The sequence below is a fragment of the Micromonospora sp. CA-259024 genome (genome assembly GCF_050936255.1).
Classification (GTDB): domain Bacteria; phylum Actinomycetota; class Actinomycetes; order Mycobacteriales; family Micromonosporaceae; genus Micromonospora.
Window position 1 is genome coordinate 3,448,029 of sequence record NZ_JBNJND010000001.1, and the last position, 20,315, is coordinate 3,468,343.

At 72.4% G+C, this 20,315-nt stretch carries 18 protein-coding genes; 10 read left to right on the forward strand and 8 right to left on the reverse strand.

What is annotated here, in order from left to right; genetic code table 11:
- Positions 1 to 75 precede the first annotated feature (75 nt).
- A complete protein-coding gene (locus ACQEUX_RS15035) occupies positions 76 to 540 on the reverse strand; it encodes a hypothetical protein (protein WP_433047264.1) in 465 nt (154 codons plus the stop codon).
- 90 nt (positions 541 to 630) lie between these two features.
- The gene (locus ACQEUX_RS15040) at positions 631 to 1,851 is read right to left on the reverse strand and encodes an acyltransferase family protein (RefSeq protein ID WP_433047267.1); all 1,221 of its coding nucleotides are present in this window, start codon (positions 1,849 to 1,851) and stop codon (positions 631 to 633) included.
- 313 nt (positions 1,852 to 2,164) lie between these two features.
- Here ACQEUX_RS15040 and ACQEUX_RS15045 point away from each other — a divergent pair, with 313 nt between their 5' ends.
- Together ACQEUX_RS15045 and pseI are read left to right on the forward strand one after the other, a co-directional pair.
- Positions 2,165 to 3,340, forward strand: coding sequence for a glycosyltransferase family 2 protein (locus tag ACQEUX_RS15045; RefSeq protein WP_433047270.1), 1,176 nt, complete (start codon positions 2,165 to 2,167; stop codon positions 3,338 to 3,340).
- 133 nt (positions 3,341 to 3,473) lie between these two features.
- Positions 3,474 to 4,526 carry a pseudaminic acid synthase gene (gene pseI / locus ACQEUX_RS15050; RefSeq protein WP_433047277.1) on the forward strand — a complete coding sequence of 351 codons (1,053 nt, stop codon included), beginning with the start codon at positions 3,474 to 3,476 and terminating at the stop codon, positions 4,524 to 4,526.
- A 96-nt stretch (positions 4,527 to 4,622) separates the two neighbouring features.
- Here the strand turns inward: pseI and ACQEUX_RS15055 are convergent, their stop codons facing one another.
- The 4 genes from ACQEUX_RS15055 to ACQEUX_RS15070 are packed head-to-tail and all read right to left on the reverse strand — an operon-like array spanning position 4,623 to position 7,479.
- Complete coding sequence (locus ACQEUX_RS15055; protein ID WP_433047280.1) at positions 4,623 to 5,228, reverse strand: hypothetical protein; 606 nt, start codon at positions 5,226 to 5,228, stop codon at positions 4,623 to 4,625.
- Positions 5,212 to 5,967 (reverse strand): SDR family NAD(P)-dependent oxidoreductase, encoded by a 756-nt coding sequence (locus tag ACQEUX_RS15060; protein WP_433047283.1) that lies wholly within the window; start codon positions 5,965 to 5,967, stop codon positions 5,212 to 5,214. Before ACQEUX_RS15060 ends, ACQEUX_RS15055 begins: the two co-directional genes overlap by 17 nt.
- On the reverse strand, positions 5,960 to 7,231 hold the full coding sequence (locus ACQEUX_RS15065) for an AMP-binding protein (protein WP_433047286.1): 1,272 nt from the start codon (positions 7,229 to 7,231) through the stop codon (positions 5,960 to 5,962). The genes ACQEUX_RS15060 and ACQEUX_RS15065 overlap by 8 nt, the downstream gene beginning before the upstream one ends.
- Positions 7,228 to 7,479 carry a phosphopantetheine-binding protein gene (locus tag ACQEUX_RS15070; protein ID WP_433047289.1) on the reverse strand — a complete coding sequence of 84 codons (252 nt, stop codon included), beginning with the start codon at positions 7,477 to 7,479 and terminating at the stop codon, positions 7,228 to 7,230. Before ACQEUX_RS15070 ends, ACQEUX_RS15065 begins: the two co-directional genes overlap by 4 nt.
- Before the next feature lie 100 nt (positions 7,480 to 7,579).
- Here ACQEUX_RS15070 and ACQEUX_RS15075 point away from each other — a divergent pair, with 100 nt between their 5' ends.
- Positions 7,580 to 8,089 (forward strand): GNAT family N-acetyltransferase, encoded by a 510-nt coding sequence (locus tag ACQEUX_RS15075; protein ID WP_433047292.1) that lies wholly within the window; start codon positions 7,580 to 7,582, stop codon positions 8,087 to 8,089.
- Positions 8,090 to 8,191: 102 nt separating this feature from the next.
- On the opposite strand, the gene ACQEUX_RS15080 is transcribed toward ACQEUX_RS15075, so the two are convergent.
- The gene (locus ACQEUX_RS15080) at positions 8,192 to 9,928 is read right to left on the reverse strand and encodes a hypothetical protein (protein ID WP_433047295.1); all 1,737 of its coding nucleotides are present in this window, start codon (positions 9,926 to 9,928) and stop codon (positions 8,192 to 8,194) included.
- 364 nt (positions 9,929 to 10,292) lie between these two features.
- Between ACQEUX_RS15080 and pseB the strand changes: the two genes are divergently transcribed.
- The 7 genes from pseB to ACQEUX_RS15115 are packed head-to-tail and all read left to right on the forward strand — an operon-like array spanning position 10,293 to position 17,621.
- Entirely contained in the window at positions 10,293 to 11,276 is a 984-nt protein-coding gene (pseB, locus tag ACQEUX_RS15085) for a UDP-N-acetylglucosamine 4,6-dehydratase (inverting) (RefSeq protein ID WP_433047298.1), read from the forward strand.
- Positions 11,273 to 12,430 (forward strand): DegT/DnrJ/EryC1/StrS family aminotransferase, encoded by a 1,158-nt coding sequence (locus ACQEUX_RS15090; protein ID WP_433047301.1) that lies wholly within the window; start codon positions 11,273 to 11,275, stop codon positions 12,428 to 12,430. The genes pseB and ACQEUX_RS15090 overlap by 4 nt, the downstream gene beginning before the upstream one ends.
- A 10-nt stretch (positions 12,431 to 12,440) precedes the next feature.
- Positions 12,441 to 13,289, forward strand: coding sequence for a hypothetical protein (locus ACQEUX_RS15095; protein ID WP_433047304.1), 849 nt, complete (start codon positions 12,441 to 12,443; stop codon positions 13,287 to 13,289).
- On the forward strand, positions 13,279 to 15,105 hold the full coding sequence (locus ACQEUX_RS15100) for a class I SAM-dependent methyltransferase (RefSeq protein WP_433047307.1): 1,827 nt from the start codon (positions 13,279 to 13,281) through the stop codon (positions 15,103 to 15,105). Before ACQEUX_RS15095 ends, ACQEUX_RS15100 begins: the two co-directional genes overlap by 11 nt.
- A 20-nt stretch (positions 15,106 to 15,125) precedes the next feature.
- Positions 15,126 to 15,884, forward strand: a complete 759-nt coding sequence (locus tag ACQEUX_RS15105; RefSeq protein WP_433049860.1) for a cytidylyltransferase domain-containing protein — start codon at positions 15,126 to 15,128, stop codon at positions 15,882 to 15,884.
- The gene (locus ACQEUX_RS15110) at positions 15,881 to 16,939 is read left to right on the forward strand and encodes a PseG/SpsG family protein (protein ID WP_433049862.1); all 1,059 of its coding nucleotides are present in this window, start codon (positions 15,881 to 15,883) and stop codon (positions 16,937 to 16,939) included. Before ACQEUX_RS15105 ends, ACQEUX_RS15110 begins: the two co-directional genes overlap by 4 nt.
- A 46-nt stretch (positions 16,940 to 16,985) precedes the next feature.
- Complete coding sequence (locus ACQEUX_RS15115; RefSeq protein WP_433047310.1) at positions 16,986 to 17,621, forward strand: alpha-ketoglutarate-dependent dioxygenase AlkB; 636 nt, start codon at positions 16,986 to 16,988, stop codon at positions 17,619 to 17,621.
- Positions 17,622 to 17,742: 121 nt separating this feature from the next.
- Here the strand turns inward: ACQEUX_RS15115 and ACQEUX_RS15120 are convergent, their stop codons facing one another.
- Positions 17,743 to 20,226, reverse strand: coding sequence for a DNA gyrase/topoisomerase IV subunit A (locus ACQEUX_RS15120; RefSeq protein WP_433047313.1), 2,484 nt, complete (start codon positions 20,224 to 20,226; stop codon positions 17,743 to 17,745).
- Positions 20,227 to 20,315 lie beyond the last annotated feature (89 nt).

Genomic DNA, 20,315 nt, shown 5'->3' on the forward strand with positions numbered 1-20,315 from the left:
GGTGGGCCACGGATCGGCGGGGTGCGGAACTGGTGAATCGACACGGCGCGGCGGCGGGACGCTCGTCCCGGTGACTCAGCGCCCGGGTGGGGCCCGCGGCGACCGGCTGCTCGGACCGTGGTCGAGGGGCAGCCGGTCGGACCCGGCCGCCCGCACGCCGGCCGTGGCGATGGCGGCGGCACCGCCGGGCAGTGCCGGCAGCGAGTCGACCGACCACGCCGGGGAGCACTTCTCGGCGGCCCGCTCAGGGACCACCTGAGCCGATTGTGGGGCGTGCTCCGGAGAGGTGGGCCGGCAGGAGGCCGGGAGCGACCCGGGGGCGAACGGCGTCGGCACCGCGCCCGGCGTCGGCACCGCGCCCGGCGTCGGCACCGCGCCCGGCGTCGGCACCGCGCTCGGCCCAGCGGTCAGCGATGGCGCGGCGGCCGAGGCCGGGCCCGCGCCAAGCGCCAGGGCCGCGACGACGGCGAGGCTGGTCAGCACCCGCGTCGCCCAGCGCGCCACCCACCACAGCGGACAGGTGAGCGCGACCGGAAGCACGTCCCCACGCTACCGTCGTGCCGACCTGGGCGCATCGACCACGGGCGTGTCGGCTCACGCCGCGCCGCCCGCCGACCAGGGTGGACGGTGTCAGCGCGAGTCGGCGTACGGTGATCGGCTGCTGGCCCGGGATGGCGTCCCGGCGTCGTCGACGGTGCCGGCATCGGCGCCGGCGGCTTCGGCGCCGGCCGTGCGTTGCCGGGGAACGGGTGCCGGTCGGGCCGGGCGGCGCGGCGCGAGTCGGCGCATCATCGGGGTCTCGACGAAGCGGTGCAACAGTCCGGCCAGGACCAGGTTCACCAGCAGGAAGCCGAGCACCACAGCCGGGCCGCGCCAGCCCTCGAAGCCGGTCCCCCAGTCACCGCTCCAGCGCAGCACGCTCGTCATCACCAGCACGTGAACCAGGTAGAAGGCGAACGAGACCTCGCCGAGCCAGACCAGCGGCCGGGACCGCCACGGCGAGCGCCCACCCCGCACGTCCGCGTCCGCGGCGGCCGTGATCACCAGCAGGTACGCGACCGCGAGCAGGGTGGTCCACAGCTCGGCGCGGATCCACTGCGCGGCTGCCACCCAGGTGGCCACGAAGATCACACTGGCCGCGGTCAGCCCCGGGCCACGCCAGAGGCCACGACGCATCAGCTCGGCCGCCACCGCGCCCAGCCAGAACTCCAGCGACCGCACGGGCGGGAAGACCTGGGTGAACCACCACCGGCTCGCTTCCGGCACCAACTGCTGGGCCGGCCACAGCGCGAGGATCAGCAACGGCAGCGCGACGATCAGCACCCACAGCAGCTTCGGCCGGGCCCGGCGCAGCAGCGGCAGCGCCAGCGGCAGACACAGGTAGAAGAAGAACTCACAGGAGAGCGACCAGCTCACGGTGTTGATGCTGTAGAACCAGCCCGGCCGGGGATCCCAGGCCTGCAACAGCAGCAGGTTCTCCAGCGCGGCCGCCGGTAGGACCGGATCGGCGAACCACCAGGCGACCAGCAGCGCCGCCCCCCACAGCACCAGGTGGTTCGGGTAGATCTTGGCCACCCGACGCCGCCAGAAGGTGCGCCGGGAGTCACCCGGGCGGGCAGACCAGACCAGCACGAAACCACTGAGGATGAAGAAGAACTGCACCCCGGACAGGCCGAGGGTGAACAGCGCGTCGACCACCGCCTTGTAGTCCGGCTCGGCGATGATCCGCATGGTGCCCGCGTGGAAGCCGAAGACCAGCAGCGCGGCGATCCAGCGCAGCCCGGTCAGCGAGGGCAGCCGGGCGGGCGCGGGGGCGGGCCGGGCGGCCGACGCCGTGGCGGTGCTCGTCATGCCGGGATCCCGAAGCTCGGCAGGGTCACCAGCACGTTCGCATCCTCCTCGGCGCGGCGTCGGACGGCGCGACGGCGACGCCCGCGACGGCCCGGCAAGGCCGCACCCGGGGCACCCTACCCGGGTCACTTCCGCCCGTACCGGACGCGTCCCGCCCCCACCCGTCCGGTACGGGCGGGCCCCGCTCGCCCGGGGAGCAGAACCGCCGGTCAGCCGTCGTTAACCTTCCGCTGGTCGGGAGTTCAGAGACTCCACCATCGGCGGTCACGTCAGGTTCCGGGGCCGGTCACCCGCGTCGTCGAAGGTGGCGAGCGTGGTCAATGAGCCGACGCACGCACCGCTGCTGAGCATCGTCGTGCCCGTGTACGGCGTCGAGGCATACCTCTACCAGTGCCTCGAGTCGATCCGGGCTGACATACCGGCGGGCGAGTCGGACGCGGTTGAGCTGATCGCCGTCGACGACGCCTCCCCGGACGGTTGCGGCGACATGCTCCGCTCGTACGCTGCCGGCCGCGACGGCGTCCGCGTCGTACACCTGAGCAGTAACGTGGGTCTGGGTTTGGCCCGCAACGCCGGTCTCGACGTGGCCACCGGCCGCTACGTCTGGTTCTTCGACAGCGACGACTGGATGCCGCCGGGCACCATCCCCGCGGTGCTGGACCGGCTACGTCAACACCAGCCCGACGTGCTGATGCTCGACCACCTGCGGGTGCACGAGGACGGCCGGCGTGAGGTCGACGCGAGCAGTCATCTGCTACGCGGAATGTCCGGCGTCACCCGTCTGGCCGACCAGCCGCAGTTGCTGCGGGTGCAGCACACCGCCTGGAACAAGGTGGTCCGCCGGGACTTCATGGACGAGCTGGAGCTGCGCTTCTTCCCGGGCTGGTACGAGGACATCCCGTTCAGCCACCCGCTGCTGATCGGGGCGGAGAAGATCTCCGTGCTGGACCGGGTCTGCTACCTGTACCGGCAGGGCCGGCAGGGCGCGATCACCTCCACCCGCAGCGGCCGGCACTTCGACGCGTTCGCCCAGTACGAGCGGCTGATGGACTGGGTGGCCCGGAAGCACCCGGACGAGCGGTTGCACGCCGAACTGTTCCAGCTGATGATCAGCCACTACCTGGTGGTGGTGGGCAACGACGGCCGGCTGCACCCACACCTGCGGCGGGACTTCTTCCACCGGGCCGCCGAGCACTACCGTCGGTACCTGCCCGCCGGCGGCTACCCGCTGCCCTCGGGCGTGACCGGGCTCAAGCACCGCCTCGTCGGGCGCGGTGACTGGCTGGCGTACTCGGCACTGCGCCAGGCGCACCGGGTCGCTGGTCGCCTGCGCCGGCCCGGCCCGGCGGGTGGCGTCGACACCGGCACCGGCTCGGTCCCCGGCGACGAGGAGCCGAGCCGAGGAGCGGGCGCCGTGACGACGCAGGACGGCGAGCAGGCCGTGACGACGCAGCGACGCGACGCGCTGGCCGGTGGCCGCCTGCCGTGACCGCCCCCATCGCACACCACGCCGGGAGCCGGGTCGGCTCCCGGCGCCCTGGTTTTCCAGGTCGTCCGCCCGCCGGGTGGACGACGACAGCACCACCGCACACCGGTGCGGGCGTACCTGAGCAGAGGTCGGAATGACGGCGACAATCAAGATCGGACCGCACGCGGTCGGTGTCGGGGAACGACCGTTCGTGGTCGCCGAGATGTCGGGCAACCACAACGGCGATCTGAACCGGGCGCTGGCCATCGTCGACGCGGTGGCCGAGAGCGGGGCGCACGCGCTGAAGCTCCAGACGTACCGGCCGGACACGATCACCATCGACGTCGACACCCCGGCGTTCCGGATCTCCAGCGGACACGAACTGTGGGGCGGGGAGAACCTGTACCGCCTCTACGAGCGCGCCCACACCCCGTACGAGTGGCACGCCCCGATCTTCGAGCGGGCCCGCGAGCGTGGCCTGACCGTCTTCTCGTCACCGTTCGACGCGACCGCCGTGGAACTGCTGGAGTCGTTGGACGCGCCCGCGTACAAGATCGCTTCGTCGGAGCTGGTCGACCTGCCGCTGATCCGGCTCGTCGCCAGCACCGGCAAGCCGATGGTGATCTCCACGGGCATGGCGACGGTCGCCGAGATCGACGCCGCGGTGCGAACCGCCCGTGACGGTGGCGCGGCGGGCATCGTCCTGCTGGCCTGCACCGCCTCCTACCCGGCGCCGCCGGCCGACAGCAACCTGCGCCGGCTGCCGGTGCTGGCCGGGGCGTTCGACGTGCCGGTCGGGCTCTCCGACCACACGCCCGGCATCGGGGTGGCGGTCGCCTCGGTGGCGCTCGGCGCCTGTTTCATCGAGAAGCACGTCACGCTGGACCGGGCCGACGGTGGCGTCGACTCGGACTTCTCACTGAACCCGGCGGAGCTGACGGCTCTGGTCGCCGAGTCGGGCCGCGCGTACGCCGCGCTGGGCGGCACCGCGATCGGCCCCACCCCGGCCGAGCAGGAGGGGCTGCGGTTCCGCCGTTCGCTCTTCGTGGTCGAGGACGTCCGCGCCGGCGATCCGGTGACCGCTCAGAACGTCCGCTCGATCCGGCCAGCCGGCGGGTTGGCCCCGGTCGAGATCGACCGGGTGCTGGGCCGCACCTTCGCCACCGACGTCCCCCGAGGCACCCCCCTGACCTGGAACCTGATCTGACCGTCGGGCGAGGGCCGGGCTGCTGAACGGAGGCCAGCCCGGCCCTCGTCGGGTCGATCATGGAGTGCGGGCTGCCCCACTTCGGCGATCTTGCAGTTACTGTCCCGGCGAAAGGCGTGTAAGCCGCGATTCGGAGTCGGTAAGTGCAAGATCGCGGGGAGGGTGCGTCGGAGCGAAACCGACGGTGACCACCAGGTCGGCCAGCCGCAGCGTCCGCCAGATCGCCGCTCCGTCGGACGGCGTGCCCAGGCCGTAACGACGCCACCAGGCGACCACCGGCACGTCGGCCAGCTTGCAGCAGCACTCGGCCCGGGTCCACCGGGCCCAGAAGTCCGTGGCGCCGAACCGGTCGGCCAGCGCGGGCGGCACCGGGGCGTCGGCCCGCTCCGCGTCGATCGCCAATCGCCAGCCGGACGCCGGCGGGCCGTACCAACCGACGCAGCGACCGTCGTCGAGGTAACTGCGGGTCACCGCGTCGGCCAGCGCGGCCGGGCTCCCGATGCGCAGGTGCTGCTCGGCGGCGGCCAGCAGTCCCGGTACCGGGCGCGGCTCGCCGGCAGCGCCCGCCCGCGACGGCGGGGCCTCCGACCGCAGGGCCGGCACGGCCGCCTCCGACGGCAGAGCCGGCACGGCCGCGTTCAACGGCAGGGCCGGCACGACCGTCTCCGCGGGAACCGGCCGCAGGTCAGATGGAGGCGGCACCGTCCACCACGATGACCTGGCCGTTGATGTTGGTGTGCTCCCGCAGCAGCATCCGTACGACCGGCACGACCTCCACCGGCTCGGTCAGGTGACCGGTCGGCGTGCGGCGCACGATCTGGTCGAGCTGGGTCGGGCCGAGCACGGCGGACATCTCCGAGGCGAAGAAGCCGGGGGCGACCGCGTTGACCAGCATCCGGCCGCCCAACTCCCGGGCGAGCGAGCGCGTGGCCGCGTCCATGCCGCCCTTGGTGGCCGAGTACGCCACCAGGCCCGGGAAACCGCGCTGCGCGCAGATCGAGGTGACGTTGACGATCCGCCCGCGCAGCCCCTTGCCGAGCATCCGGCGGACCACCAGCCGGGTCAGCTGGAGTGGGGCGGTCAGGTTGGTCTCGATGATGCGGGCGATGTCGTCGGTGGCGGTGTGCACGTGCAGGGAGTCCTGCCCGATGGCGGCGTTGTTGACGAGGCCGTCGATCGGGCCGAGGCGCTGCTCCACCTCGCGGACGAAGCTCTGCGCGGCGCGCAGGTCGGTGACGTCCACCGAGCCGACGTGCACCCGGTCGGGGTGCTCGGCGGCGAGCTTCTCCAGTTCCGGGGTGACGGTGCGCGCGAACGCGGCCACCCGTACGCCCGCGTCGAGCAGGTCGGTGACGATGGCCAGGCCCAGCCCCCGGGAGCCGCCGGAGACGAGGACCACGGAGCTGGGCGGAACGAGCTGGGTGTCGGCGGGGTCAGACATCGCTCTTCAGGGTCTCCTTGACAGGGATCTCGGTCAGTACGCGGATCCGGCGTGGCACCGCGTACTCGGGAAGCCGGTCGGCGCACCAGCGGACGAGGGCGGCCTCGTCGGTGTCCACGTCGGACGGACGGGTGGGGGCGAGGACCACCTCGGCGACCACCATCCGGCCAAGCACCGGGGCGCGGCGGCCGGTCACGCGTGCCCAGGCCACCGCCGGATGGCCGGCCAGCACACCTCGGACCACGCCGGCCGAAACCTTGCTGCCACCGACGTTGATCTCATCGGTATCCAGTCGGCCGGTGATCAGCACCCGGTCGTCGAGCACCTGCACCCGGTCCCCGGTGCGGACCGGACCGGCCAACCCGGCGCCGTGGTACGGGGAGGTGACCACCAGTTCGTCGTCGTGGACGGAGAGCGTCGGCCGGCCGGGGGTTTCCCGGTCCAGCCAGTCGACCGGGAACCCGGCCCGCCCGTCGTGCACCACGACGGACGCCCCCACCTCGGAGGACGCGTAGATCCAGGAAATGCGGGCCGTGGGGAAGATCTCCCGCAGCTGGTCCAGGATCGCCTGGTCCACCGGTTCGCCGCCGAGGGTGATCTGGCGCAGAGGCACCCGGGCCAGCGCGGCGGCGTCGCGGTAGAGGGTGCGGCGCCAGAACGTCGGCGTGCCGGAGGCGGCGTCGACCCCGTGGGCGGCGGCGACCGTGGGCCAGTCGTCCAGCTCGTCGGGTTCGACCACCACCAGGTGCTGGCCGGGCTGGGTCAGCGACAGGGTGACCACCTGCCACCAGGCGTACGTGCCGGGGGCGTACGGGCAGAGCCAGGTGCGGTCCGGCTGGTCGGCCCGCACGGTGGTCAGCGTGTCGAGGGTGTGCCCGACCCGCTTGGGCCGCCCGGTCGAGCCGGAGGTCAGCAGCCAGAGCCGGCCGGGCTCGGCGGCTCGCGGCCGGGCTGGGGTGCTCGGGTGCACTCCGTCGTCGTCGAGGATGCTGACGGTGAAACCGGCCTCCAGCAGCTCCGTACGCATCACCGCGTCGACCCGGCTCTCGCTGCTGAGCAGCAGCTCGGTGCCGTGCACGGCGTGCTGCCAGGCGGCGCTGAGCGCATCCACGGCGGAGTGGGCGAGCACCGCCGCCGGGTCGGGCAACGTCGGCGTCGGCAGCGTCCGCCAGGTCAGGGCGGTGCCACCGACGACGAGCCGGTTGTCGGCACCAGCCGGCTCCGGGTGCGCGGGGACGGGGTGGCGCGACGTCGCGACGGTCACTGGTGCTGAAGCTCGACGAGGAAGTCGAGAACGTCCCCGACGGTGGCGATGCGGCGCAGGCCGGGGGCGTCGAAGTTGAGCTCCTCCCCCGTCTCGTCCTCTACCCGCAGGGCCAGCTCGGAGAAGTCCAGCGACCGGAAGCCGATCTCCCGCAACTGCGCCGCGTCGTCCGCGGGCATCTCCTTGTCCTGGTTCTTCAACACCTGAGCCATGAGGTCGCGGATCTGCGCGCGACTCAATTCGTTCATGCGCCGCAGTCTACAACCCGGCGAATGCATATCTGATTTCCAGGTGGGCCCGGGTAAGGTGCCGAGACCGGACGTGAACAGATAAGAAAGCGAGACGCACGTGCTGCGCGAAGCGACGGCGGACGACGTTCACCTGATGTTGTCCTGGCGTAATCAGGAGACCAACCGTCAGGTCAGCAAGACCAGCCACGAGATCACCGCCGACGAGCACGCCCGATGGTGGTCGGCGGTCCGTGACGACCCGTCCCGGCGGGTGCTGGTGTACGTCCGCGACGATCTGCCCTGCGGCGTGGTCACCTTCTTCGACCTGCGGCTGGACGGCCCGCGCACCGGCGCTTGGGGCTTCTATCTCGACGCTGAGGGGTTGGACGAGCGGGGCGAGACGCTGCCCGCCTGGCTGGGGGTCATGCGGGAGGCGGTCGAGTACGCCTTCGACGGGCTGCACCTGGATCGGCTCGACGGTGAGGTGCTGGGGCACAATACCGTCGTACGACAGATGAACCGCCGTTTCCGGTTTGTCGAGGGCACCCCACGACAGGAGCTGTCCGACGGCCGGGAAATCACCGTCATCCCGATTTCTCTGGCCCGGGCCGACCGGCGTCAACGCTGATTGCCGCACGCATTTGCGTGTTGGACGGAAACCATTAACCGGCCGTGCTCCCGGTGGACATCCGCCGTTCACGAATAGCGGTGTCCACCGGGGCTCAGCGGGTCAGGCCCGCCGCCAGGCCGCCCAGTGCTGGTCCGGGTTGCCGCCGAGCCGGACGAAGCCGTAGGCCGTGCCGTCCCAGTCGTCGGCCTGCCCTGGCGCCCAGCGGGCGAACACCACCTGCGCGGCGGCCGGAGGCTGCTTGACGCCGAACCAGCGGACGTCGGTCCAGGTCACCTGGTGGCTGAGGTTGAACCGGATGATGTAGTGCACGCCGGTGGAGGCCCACACCCGCTCGCCGGGGCGTACGCCGACGTCGGCCACCCACGGCGTCGGCGCGGTGCTCGCGACGGTCGGCCGCACGAGCCGTTGGTCGATCACCTGCATCGTGACGAGGTTGGCCACGATGAGTACGCCGAGCATCGGCAGCCGCAGCCGGGGCACCAGGACGCCGGCGACGAGCAGCAGACAGCCGGCGATACCGACCAGCGACCCGATCACCGGTCGCATCTCCCGCCAGCCGCCGGTCAACGCCACCAGGTCCGGCGCGCTGAAGCCGCCGTAGCGCAGCCGGTGGCCCCGGCTTTCCACGTACGCGAGTCGGACGGCGATCAGCGCGCCGCCGCCCACCAGCAGGGCCACCGCGACGGCCGCCCGCCGCAGCACCACCCGGCGCCCGGCGGTGAACAGCACCCCGAGCCCGACCAGCAGCCAGAACGGCGCCAGCATCTGCACGTAGCGGCCGTAGATCGCGTCCAGTGGCTTGCTGGTGATGCCGGCCAGGATCACCGACGCACCGCCGGCCACGCCGACGGTGACCACCAGCGCCACGCCCATCGTCCAGCGGACGGCGTCGCCGTGCCGTGGGCGCCACAGCTCGCGGACGGCCGAGGCCCAGGCCATCCCCGCCATCCCGAACGTGATCACCACGAGGTACCAGAGTTGGGTGCCGACGGCCGCGCTGACGCGGACCACACCCTGGGCGGAGGCGACCGCGTCGACCGTACTGCCGCCGGGGGTGCTGCCGAGCAGGTAGACCTTGTTGCCGAGGTAGCGGATGGCGGCCTCGTTGACCAGCGCCATGGCGAGCACCGGCAACAGCGCCGCGAGCACCGCTACCGGGTTGATCCGGCGGCGGATGAACAGCAGCAGGACCAGGCCGGCGTGCACCGCCACGATCACCAGACCGCGGGAGTGCAGCAGGTGGAACCCGCCGACCAGCAGGCCGACGGTGGCGGCGGCGAGCGGGCCGGGCCGCTCGATCCAGCGGTGCACGGCGAGCAGCCAGGCGACCACCAGCGGCGCCATCACCGTGTCGATCATGGCGATGCCGGCGTAGAAGGCGGTGGCCGGCAGGGTCGCCGCCGCGACCGCGCCGAGCAGGGCGTACGACCGACGTAGCCGGAGCAGGCGCCGACCGAGCAGGTACGCCAGCGGCAGCAGGGCCGAGTTCACCATCGCGTTGATCAGCTGGACGATCCGGTAGCTGTCGGTGAAGTCCCGGTCCCCGAGGAACGCCGGCGAGATCAGCATCGGGTAGCCGACCCGGCGCAGCAGGTCGTTCTCGCTGCTGAAGCCGCCCGGCCCGCCGGCCAGCGCGCGGGCGGTGTTCAGGTAGCTGTCCTCGTCGGTGTGCGCGATCGGCAGCACGATGTGCCGGGACAGCCACATCCGCCAGGCCACGCTGAGCACCCAACCGACGACGAGCAGCAGCGGCACCAACCACCGCCGCGCGGGTGCGGAGCCCGGCGTCTCAGCCGCAACCGCCGGCCGTTCGATCACGTCGCTACCGGATGCCATCAACGCCTCCAGAATTGCCGGCCGGACCGGGCCCGCGCGAACCCGACGGGCGCGCCGGCCCGCGTCGGTGACGCTCGGGGTGACCCGCTCGCACCGAGCTGGTGTGGATGTCGGGTGAACGCGGGAGCCGGCTGCGCGCGGGGCCGCCGGTCGTTCGCGCGGTCACTGTAGCGGCCCGATCCGGCCTGGTCAGACCCGTTACGGGCTGTCCGGAAGTGTTTGCCTACGCGGTGCCCGGCATTCATGGGAGCAGGGGCTGCGGTTAACCCGCGATCGTCGGGGCGTTAACCCGCCATGGCTAGCGTCTCACCCCGGTCGGCCGGCCGAGGGCCGCCCGTTCATCCACGATCACGGGAGCACCAAATTGAGTGAGTTGAATGGATCGTCCATTCTGATCACCGGGGGAACGGGTTCCTTCGGCAGGACCTTCCTCCGGCACATCCTCACCGAGGCCGACCCCGCCCGCGTGGTGGTGTTCTCCCGCGACGAGCTCAAGCAGTACGAGCTGCGTCAGCAGCTCGGTGACGACCCGCGGCTGCGCTGGTTCATCGGCGACATCCGGGACCGGCACCGCCTCACCCGGGCCATGCACGGCGTGGACCACGTGGTGCACGCCGCCGCGCTCAAGCAGGTGGACACCGCGGAGTACAACCCCTCCGAGTACATCGCCACCAACATCACCGGCTCCCAGCACGTCGTCGACGCGGCGATCGAGGCCGGCGTCAAGAAGGTCATCGCGCTCTCCACCGACAAGGCGTCCAGCCCGATCAACCTGTACGGCGCGACGAAGCTGGTCGGCGACAAGCTGTTCGTCTCGGCGAACCACTACGCCGCCCAGCACCCCACCCGGTTCGCGGTGGTGCGCTACGGCAACGTGGTGGGCAGCCGCGGCTCGGTCGTCCCGCTGTTCCGCCGGCTGGCCGCCGAGGGCAAGAGCCTGCCGATCACCGACAAGCGGATGACCCGCTTCTGGATCACGCTCGACCAGGCCGTTCAGTTCGTCATGGACTCGTTCGACCAGATGCAGGGTGGCGAGCTGTTCGTGCCACGTATCCCGAGCATGCGCATCCTCGACCTGGTCGAGGCCGTGGCCCCGGACGCCACCACCCACGAGATCGGGATCCGGCCGGGCGAGAAGCTGCACGAGGAGATGATCGCGCCCGACGACAGTCGGCGGACGCTGCGCGCCGACGGCCGGTTCATCGTCCAGCCGACCATCGCCACCTGGGGTTACCAGCCGCCGGTCGACTGCGAACCGGTGCCGGACGGCTTCGCCTACCAGTCGGACACCAACGACGAGTGGCTCACCGTCGAACAACTGCGCGACATGCTCGGCATCACCGCATGACAGGGATGCTCCCGTACGGCCGGCAGTCAATCACCGAGGACGACATCGCGGCCGTCGCCGACGTGCTGCGTGGCGACTGGCTCACCACCGGTCCGCAGGTCGACGCGTTCGAAGCCGACCTCGCCCGGTGGACCGGCGGGGTCGGCGTCACCGCCGTCTCCAACGGCACCGCGGCCCTGCACGTGGCGTACGCGGCGGCCGGGGTGGGCCCCGGCGACGAGGTGGTGGTGCCGCCGATGACGTTCGTGGCGACCGCCAGCAGCGCGGTCGCCCTCGGTGCGAAGATCGTGTTCGCCGACGTCGAGGACGAGACGTTCTGCCTCGACCCGGCGGCGGCCGCCGCCGCGGTCACCTCGCGCACGAAGGTCGTCGCCGCGGTCGACTACGCCGGCCACCCGGCCGACTACGACGCGCTGCGCACGTCGATGGCGGGCAGCGACGCGCTGCTCCTCGCCGACGCGGCGCACTCGATCGGCGGGACGTACCACGGCCGGCCGGTAGGCTCGCTCGCCGATCTGACCACGTTCTCGTTCTTTCCCACGAAGAACCTGACCACCGCCGAGGGCGGCGCCGTCGCCGCACTGGATCCGCAGGTCCTGGAGCGGGCGCGCCGGTTCCGCAGCGTCGGTGTGGTCCGCGACCGCGACGAGCTGCGCTTCCCGGACGAGGGCGGCTGGCACCAGGAGGTGCACGCGTTCGGGCTGAACTACCGGCTACCGGACGTGCTCTGCGCCCTGGGCCGCAGCCAACTGCGCCGGCTCGGCGAGTTCATGGCCCGCCGCCGCGCCCTGGTCGCCCGCTACAACGAGGCACTGGCCGACCTGGACGGTGTGCTGCTGCCGACCCGCAGGTCGTGGGCCGACCCGGTGTGGCACCTCTACCCGATCCGGGTGCTCGACGGGCGTCGCCGCGAGGTGTACGACCGCATGCGGGCCGCCGGCATCGGCGTTCAGGTCAACTACATCCCGGTGCACTGGCACCCGGCCTTCGCCGACCTGGGCTACCGACGCGGGTCCTGCCCGGTGGCTGAGTCGTTCTACTCCCAGCAGCTGTCGCTGCCGCTCTATCCGGAACTCAGCGACGCCGACCAGGATCGCGTCATCGACGCGCTGACCGCGGCCCTGCGGGTCGGCTCGGTGCGTTCCGCCGCCTGATGGGAACCTGATGCACCACGCCAACCACTTCTACGGCCATGCGCACGTGCTGGCCCGCTACGCCGGCCTCGGCGACCGGCATCCGCCGCGGATCAACGGGTACGTGCAGCACGGCTGGAACATCGGCGACGGCCTGGCCCCCGGTCACCCGTACGCCGAGCGCACCCCCAGTCTGCTCTGGTCCGAGCAGACCCGCCGCCGCGCCTGGTCGGTGGGGCGCCGCAACGTGGTCGTGATCGGCGCGCCGTTCATCTACCTGCTGGCCATGCGACCCGAGGAACCACCGGCCGAGGAGCGCGAGGGCACCATCTGGTACCCGTTCCACGGCTGGGAGGGCCAGCACGTCAAGGGCGACCACCGGAAGCTGATCGCCCTCATCCAGGACACCGAGCCCGGCCCGGTCACGGTCTGCCTCTACTGGCACGAGTACCGGATGCGCAACGTCCGCCGGCTCTACGAGCGTGCCGGGTTCCGGGTGATCTGCCACGGCTACCGGGGACACTGGTGGAAGGACACCGACCCGGACTTCCTCGACAAGCAGCTGACCGAGCTGCGCCGGCACCGCCGGGTGGCGTCCAACCGGCTGACCAGCGCTATTTTCTACGGCATCGCGGCGGGGTGCGAACCGGCGGTCTACGGCGACCCGATGATCCTGTCCAACGAGGACCCGACCTTCGGCGGCACCGCCCGCATCCGGCGGCAGTGGCCGGAGCTGCACGGCACCTCGGTCGACCTGCCCACCGCGGTCCAGATCGCCCGCGCCGAGCTGGGCACCGACCACCGCTGCACGCCGGCCGAGCTACGCGAGCTGCTCGGATGGGCGAACCTCCAGGAGGAAGAGGAAGACCGTGACGACTGAGACGGCACCCGCCGGCCGGATCACCCTGCCGGGCGGCGAGATGCTGACCTGGTCCGACCTGCCGCAGAAACGCTTGGCCGACGGTGGGCCACTCGCCGCGCTGGCCGCACGGCTCGTGCCGCCCGGCGCCCGGGTCCTGGTGGCCGGGCCGCACGACCCGGCGCTGCTGGACCAGCTCGCCCACGCCGAGGTGACCTGCCTGCTGCGCAGTCACCCGGACGCGGTCGTGCTGGCCCAGCGGGCCGCCCGCGTCATGGTGGGTGGCCCGACCGGGCTGCCCGACGACGAGACGTACGACGTGGTGATCGCCGGTGCCGGGCTGGACCCGGTGGAGTCGGTGGAGGGCACCCGGCTCGGCTGGGACGGCGTGCTGGCGCGACTGGTCGCAGCGGTGCGACCGGGTGGCTCGTTGCTGCTGCGCCTGGACAATCCGCTCGGCCTGCACCGCCTGGTCGCCACCACCCCCTGGTACGCCGGCCGGGAGGACTCCGCCTGGGTGATCGGCGGGGTGCTGGACCGCGCCCACCCGACCAACCGGGACCAGCTGCGCGAGCGGCTCGGCGCGACGGGGCTGCGGCCGGTCGCGTGCTGGGCCGCGTACCCCGACGCCAGCACCCCGACGGCGCTGCTCGACGCCGACCACCTCGACCGGGACGCGGGCTCCGGCCTGTTCGACGCGGTGCTGCACGGCGCCTGCGCCGGAGGTTTCACCAGCGCCACCGTGCTCCAGGACCCGGCCCGGCTGGCGGTGGACGCGCTGCACGCCGGACGCGCCGCCGACCTCGCACCGGGCTGGCTGATGCTCGCCCACCGGCCCGTCGACCCCGCCGACCCGACCACACCGCCCGCCGACGGCGACCTGCCGGTGGTCCTGGTGCAGACCGGGCATCCGGGGATCGGCGTGCTGGAGGTGCTGCACGGCCCGTCGGGTTGGCGTTGGGGGCTCACCGCGGCCACCGACCCACAGGTGCCGGCCGCCGCGCCGTTCGCCAGCCGCGAGGCCGCCTACCGCGACGCGGACGCGCTGTCCGGGCCGGTGCCGTCCGGCCGGCTGCTGCGTACCCTGCTGCTCGACGCGGCCCTGCGCCGCGACCTGGCGACCCTGCGCACGCTCCTGCACGGGTACGCGGGCTGGCTCGCCGACCAGGTCGACAGCGACGGTCGGATCGCCGGCGCGGCCGCGCTGGCCGGCACCGACAACGTGGTGGTCGACGGCGAGCGTTACGCGGTGCTCGACCCGAGCTGGCGGGCCACCGTCGCGCTGCCCGCCGACGTGGTGCTGGCCCGCGGGCTGTGGCGCTTCGCGGCAAGCCTGCTCACCGGCGGGTACGCCCACCCGTGGTCGTCCACCCTCGACGTCACGGGCCTGACCGTGGTGCTCGGTGGCATCGCCGGCCACGACCTGGACCGCGCGACCGTCGCCGCGGCGGTGGAGGCCGAGGCGGCCATCGCCGCCGCACTGCACGGGCTCGACCCCGACGGCAGGGTCAACCTCGCCACCGAGCTGCACGCCGTCGCACCGACCGACCCGCCCGTCGGTGCGCAGAGCTACCAGCAGCTGCGCGAGGCGTGGCTGCGCCAGCGCGAGGAACTCACCCGGCTGACGGCACTGACCGCGTGGACCGAGGAACTGCTCACCTCGCGGGAGCGGGCGCTGCGCCGGGCCGAGGCGACGATCGGCCTGCTCAGTGGTTCACTCAGCTACCGGGTGGGCCGGCTCGCCATCACCCCGGCCCGGCTCGCCAAGCGGGGTGCCCGCGCCGCCAAGCGTCGGGCCACCGCCGCTCTGGCCCCGAAGCAGGAGGAACAGCAGTGACCGGCGTACCGCTGCCCGGGGTGGCCTCGACCGGTGGTGCCGACGCGGGGCCACGGATCGTCGGCGTCGTGCAGGCCCGGATGGGTTCGTCCCGCCTGCCCGGCAAGGTGCTCCGGCCGCTCGCCGGGCGTTCCGTGCTGGGCCGGGTCGTGCGCGCCGCCCGCGACAGCGGCGTCCTGGCCGACCTGGTGGTCGCCACCAGCACGGACGCGGTCGACGACGCCGTGGTGACCGAGTGCGAGCGGCTGGGCGTGCCGTGCCACCGCGGGCCCGTCGACGACGTACTGGGTCGGTTCGTGGGCGCTCTCGCGGCGCACCCGGGGGACGCGGTCATGCGGTTCACCGCCGACTGCCCGCTGCTCGACCCGGAGATCATCACCCTGGTCGCGTCGGTGTACCGGGCGGTTCCCGGGCTGGACTACGCGAGCACGTCGATCGCCCGCACCCTGCCCCGAGGGCTGGACGTCGAGATCATCCGAGCGGAGACGCTGCGCACCCTGGACCGGCTCGCCACCGACCACCACCGGGTGCACGTGACCTCGTACGCGTACACCCATCCGGAGCTGTTCCGCGTGCTCGGCGTGACAGTCACCCCGGACCGCTCAGCGCTGCGGCTCACCCTCGACACCGAGCAGGACTGGGCCCTGGTCAGCGCGGTCATCGACCACTTCGGTGACGTCAGCGTGCCACTGGCCAAGCTCGCCGACTGGCTCCACGGGCAGCCCCGGCTGCGCGCGCTCAACGCCGACGTGCGACAGAAGCAACTGGAGGAGTCCTGAGCACCCTTCGGGTCGGGTTGCGCTGCGACGCCGGACCGCGACGGGGCGTCGGCCACCTCGTCCGCTGCCTGGCGCTCGCCGAGGGGTTCCTCGCCCGTGGCGCCCACGTCGCCGTGTTCGGCACCGTCGAACGGCTCGACTGGGCCACGGCGGAACTCGCCGCGCGCGGCATCCCCCTGCACCCGGGCCCGGATACGCCGGCCGAACTTGTCGAGGCAGCCCACCGGCACGAACTGGACGTGATGGTCCTCGACTCCTACGAGCTGGACCCGGCCGGAGCGGGCGCCCTGCGCTCCGCCGGAGTGTTCACCCTCGCCATCATCGACGGGGACAGCCGGGGCCAGGTCGCGGACCTCTACCTCGACCAGAACTTCGGAGCGGAGCTGCCAGGGCTGCCGGGCCGGCTGCTCGCCGGCAGTGCGTACGCCCTGCTGCGCGACTCGGTGATCACCGCCCGCCCACCGGCGCCCCCACCCGCCACGGCGGTCAGCCGACCGCGGGTGCTGGCCTTCTTCGGCGGCACCGACGCGGTCGGCGCGGCCCCGGTACTGACCCGGGTGCTGGTGGCCACCGGCCATCCGATGGACCTCACCGTCATCGTCGGGCGACCCGAGATCGAGGCGGAGGTCGAGGACGTCGCCCCCGGCCGCGGGCAGATCATCCGGCCGGTCCCGCCCACCACCGCGCTACCGAAACTGATCGCCGAAGCCGACCTGGTGGTCAGCGCCGCCGGCACGTCCACCTGGGAACTCTGCTGCCTCGGTGCACCCGCCGCCCTGGTCTGCGTGGTCGACAACCAACGCGAGTCGTACGCCCGGGTGGTGCGGCACGGCCTGGCCGCCGGCCTCGGCGCGCTGCCGGAGCTGACCGCTGCCGGGGTCGCCGGACGAGCCGCCCGCGCGGCGGCCGCGCGCACCCTGCACGGTCTGCTCGGCTCGCCGCAGCGGCGCGCGACACTGGCCGCGAAGGCCTGGTCCACCGTCGACGGGCAGGGAAGGGCACGGGTCGTCGACGCGGTGTTCGACGCCGTACGCGCCGCCGCCGTGACCAGCTGACACGCCTATTGGCACGGGTGTACGAAAGCCCTGCTAGGGTGGCCGCATGACGCAGGCCGCCTACCAGCCGTCGATGCTCGACCTGACCGACACCGAGCCGAGCCTGGGGCAACTGCCCGGTCAGATCCGCCGGCACCAACTCAGCCGGGGCGCGTGGGTCGATCACCTTCCCGGCTGGGTGCGCGGCTCCGACAACGTCCTCGACACCCTGCTCACCGAGGTGCCCTGGCGCGCCGAGCGGCGCACCATGTACGACACCGAGGTCGACGTCCCCCGCCTGCTCTCGTGGTACGACGGCGACCGGCAACTCCCCCACCCCGTGCTCACCACGGCACGGGCGGCCCTGACCCGGCACTACGCCCCCGAGCTGGGCGAGCCGTTCGTCACCGCCGGCATGTGCCTCTACCGTTCCGGGCGCGACAGCGTGGCCTGGCACGGCGACACCATCGGCCGCTCCGCGCACACCGACACGGTCGTCGCGATCGTCTCCTTCGGCTCACCCCGACCGCTGCTGCTGCGCCCACGGGGTGGCGGCGACAGCCTGCGCTTCCCGGTGGGCCACGGCGACCTGATCGTGATGGGCGGCTCGTGCCAACGCACGTGGGAACACGCCATCCCCAAGACCACCCGCCCGGTAGGCCCCCGAGTAAGCGTCCAGTTCCGCCCCATCAACGTCGCCTAAACCCAACCACCCCACCCACCCCGCCCCCGCCTCGGGCGTTGATCAAGAGGTTTGCGTCACCGGCACCGCCGTGTCGTGACGCAAACCTCTTGATCACCAAGGCGAGGGGCTGGGCGGTGGGTTAGTCGCGTTCGATCAGGTGGCCTACCACCGTTGGGCCGAGCATCACCGCGAAGCCGGAACCGTCGCGGCGGGGGTCCGCCGCGGGCAGCTCCACCGGGTCACCGGTGCCGGTCGCGCCGACGGGACGCGGACCCACCCAGGCGACGGCCACGTCCGTCTCACCCTTGAGGAAGCGGTGCGCGCGCACACCGCCGGTCGCCCGGCCCTTCGCCGGGTACGCCTTGAACGGCGTCACCTTGACCGTCGCGCCGGTGGAGGTGACCACCATCGGCTCGCCATGCCCCAGGTCGTCGGTGCGCACCGCGCCGAAGAACGCCACCCGCGCTCCGGCCGGCAGGTTGATGCCGGCCATGCCGCCGCCCTTGAGACCCTGCGGACGGACCAGGGTCGCGGGGAAGCGCAACAGCGACGCCTCCGAGGTGACGAAGGTCAACGTCTCGGCGCCGTCGATCAGCCAGGTCGCCCCGACCACCTCGTCACCGTCACGCAGCCCGATCACCTCGAACTCGTCCGAGCGCACCGGCCACTCCGGCGAGCAGATCTTCACCATGCCCTGCCGGGTGCCCAGCGCCAGCCCTGGCGAGCCCTCCGCCTGCCCGCCCAGCGGGGCCAGACCAACGACCGTCTCCCCCGCCTCCAAGGGCACCAGCTCGGCCGCGGACATGCCGCCGCGCAGCGACACCGTGCCGGCCTGCTCGGGCAGCACCGGCAGCGGCAGAACGTCGACCTTGAAGGCGCGACCGGCACTGGTCAGCAGCAGCACCCGCCCACGGGCGGTGGAGTGCACGATCGCGCGTACCGTGTCGTGCTTGACCCGGCCGTTGCGTCGGCGCCCCTCGGCGCTCTCCTCCGACTCGGCCGCGGTCCGGGCGACCAGCCCGGTCGCGGAGAGGATCACCTGGCACGGGTCGTCGGCGACCTCCAGCGGGCCGGCCGGCGCGGAAGCCGCCAGCACCTCCTTGAGATCACCGTCGACCAACGTCGTCCGCCGCTCGGTGCCGAACTGCTTGACCACCGCCGCCAGCTCGTCGGAGACCAGCTTCCTCAGCACCCGCTCGTCGTCGAGGATCTTGCTCAGCTCGGCGATCTCGGCGCGCAGCCGCTCCTGCTCGGTCTCCAGCTCGATCCGGTCGAACTTGGTCAACCGGCGCAGCGGAGTGTCCAGAATGTAGGTGGCCTGGATGTCGGAGAGGCCGAACCGGCTCATCAGCCCGTCCTTCGCAGCCTGGGCGTCGTCGCTGCCCCGAATCAGCCGGACCACCTCGTCGATGTCCAGCAGAGCGATCAGCAAACCGTCGACCAGGTGCAGCCGCTCCTGACGCTTGCGCCGACGGTACGAGGTGCGCCGGGTGACCACCTCGTACCGGTGGGCGAGAAAGACCTCCAGCAGCGCCTTCAGCCCCAGCGTGCGTGGCTGCCCGTCGACCAGGACCAGGTTGTTGACACCGAACGACTGCTCCAGCGGGGTGAGCCGGTAGAGGTCGGCGAGCAGCGCCTGCGGGTTGACCCCGACCTTGCACTCGACGACGAGCCGGGTGCCGCTCTCCCGGTCGGTGAGGTCCTTCACGTCGGCAATGCCGGTCAACCGCTTGGTCTTGGTGACCTCATTGGTGATCGCGGCGATGACCTTCTCCGCGCCGACGCCGTAGGGCAGCTCGACCACGGTGATCGCCTGACGACCCCGGCTGCCCTCGATCGGGCCGATCTCCACCTTGCCGCGCATCCGCACCACGCCGCGCCCGGTCTCGTACGCCCGACGCACCTCGTCCAAGCCGAGCAGCACCCCACCGGTGGGCAGGTCGGGGCCGGGGACGAACTCCATGAGCTTGTCCAGTGTGGCGTCCGGGTGGTTGATCAGCCAGCGGGCCGCCTGGACCACCTCGGCCAGGTTGTGCGGGATCATGTTGGTGGCCATCCCGACCGCGATCCCGGACGCGCCGTTGACCAGCAGGTTGGGGAAGGCCGCCGGCAGCACGGTGGGCTGGGTCAGCGACCCGTCGTAGTTGGGCTCGACGTCGACGGTGTCCTCGCCCAGCTCGCCGACGAGCAGCATCGCCTCACGCGACATCCGCGCTTCCGTGTAACGCGAGGCGGCCGGTCCATCGTCTGGGGACCCGAAGTTTCCGTGCCCGTCGATGAGTGGCACGTTGAGCGAGAAGTCCTGCGCGAGGCGGACCATCGCGTCGTAGATCGCCGTGTCACCGTGTGGGTGGTACTTACCCATGACGTCGCCGACCACCCGGGCGGACTTCACGTGCCCGCGGTCGGGCCGATAGCCCTGCTCATACATCGACCAGAGGATGCGCCGGTGCACGGGCTTGAGGCCGTCGCGGGCGTCGGGCAGGGCGCGGGAGTGGATGACCGAGAACGCGTACTCCAAATAGGAGTCGGAGACCTCGGTGACCAGCGGGTTGTCGAAGACCCGCGCGCCGGCCTGGTCGAACGAGGAGAGATCGACCTTGGATTCCTTGCGGCGTGCCATGACTCAGCTTTCCCCTCGGACGGTGCGCGTGCTCATTCCGTCGCTCCGCTTCGCTGCGCGACGCCCTGAGGCACCACCGCGCTGCTTCA

What these genes read in the sequence shown, in the direction of transcription:
- ACQEUX_RS15040 (WP_433047267.1), bottom strand. Translation starts at nt 1,851, where the DNA reads ATGACGAGCACCGCCACGGCGTCGGCCGCCCGGCCCGCCCCCGCGCCC.
- pseI (WP_433047277.1), top strand. Translation starts at nt 3,474, where the DNA reads ATGACGGCGACAATCAAGATCGGACCGCACGCGGTCGGTGTCGGGGAA.
- ACQEUX_RS15060 (WP_433047283.1), bottom strand. Translation starts at nt 5,967, where the DNA reads ATGTCTGACCCCGCCGACACCCAGCTCGTTCCGCCCAGCTCCGTGGTC.
- ACQEUX_RS15070 (WP_433047289.1), bottom strand. Translation starts at nt 7,479, where the DNA reads ATGAACGAATTGAGTCGCGCGCAGATCCGCGACCTCATGGCTCAGGTG.
- ACQEUX_RS15080 (WP_433047295.1), bottom strand. Translation starts at nt 9,928, where the DNA reads ATGGCATCCGGTAGCGACGTGATCGAACGGCCGGCGGTTGCGGCTGAG.
- ACQEUX_RS15090 (WP_433047301.1), top strand. Translation starts at nt 11,273, where the DNA reads ATGACAGGGATGCTCCCGTACGGCCGGCAGTCAATCACCGAGGACGAC.
- ACQEUX_RS15095 (WP_433047304.1), top strand. Translation starts at nt 12,441, where the DNA reads ATGCACCACGCCAACCACTTCTACGGCCATGCGCACGTGCTGGCCCGC.
- ACQEUX_RS15115 (WP_433047310.1), top strand. Translation starts at nt 16,986, where the DNA reads ATGACGCAGGCCGCCTACCAGCCGTCGATGCTCGACCTGACCGACACC.
- ACQEUX_RS15120 (WP_433047313.1), bottom strand. Translation starts at nt 20,226, where the DNA reads ATGGCACGCCGCAAGGAATCCAAGGTCGATCTCTCCTCGTTCGACCAG.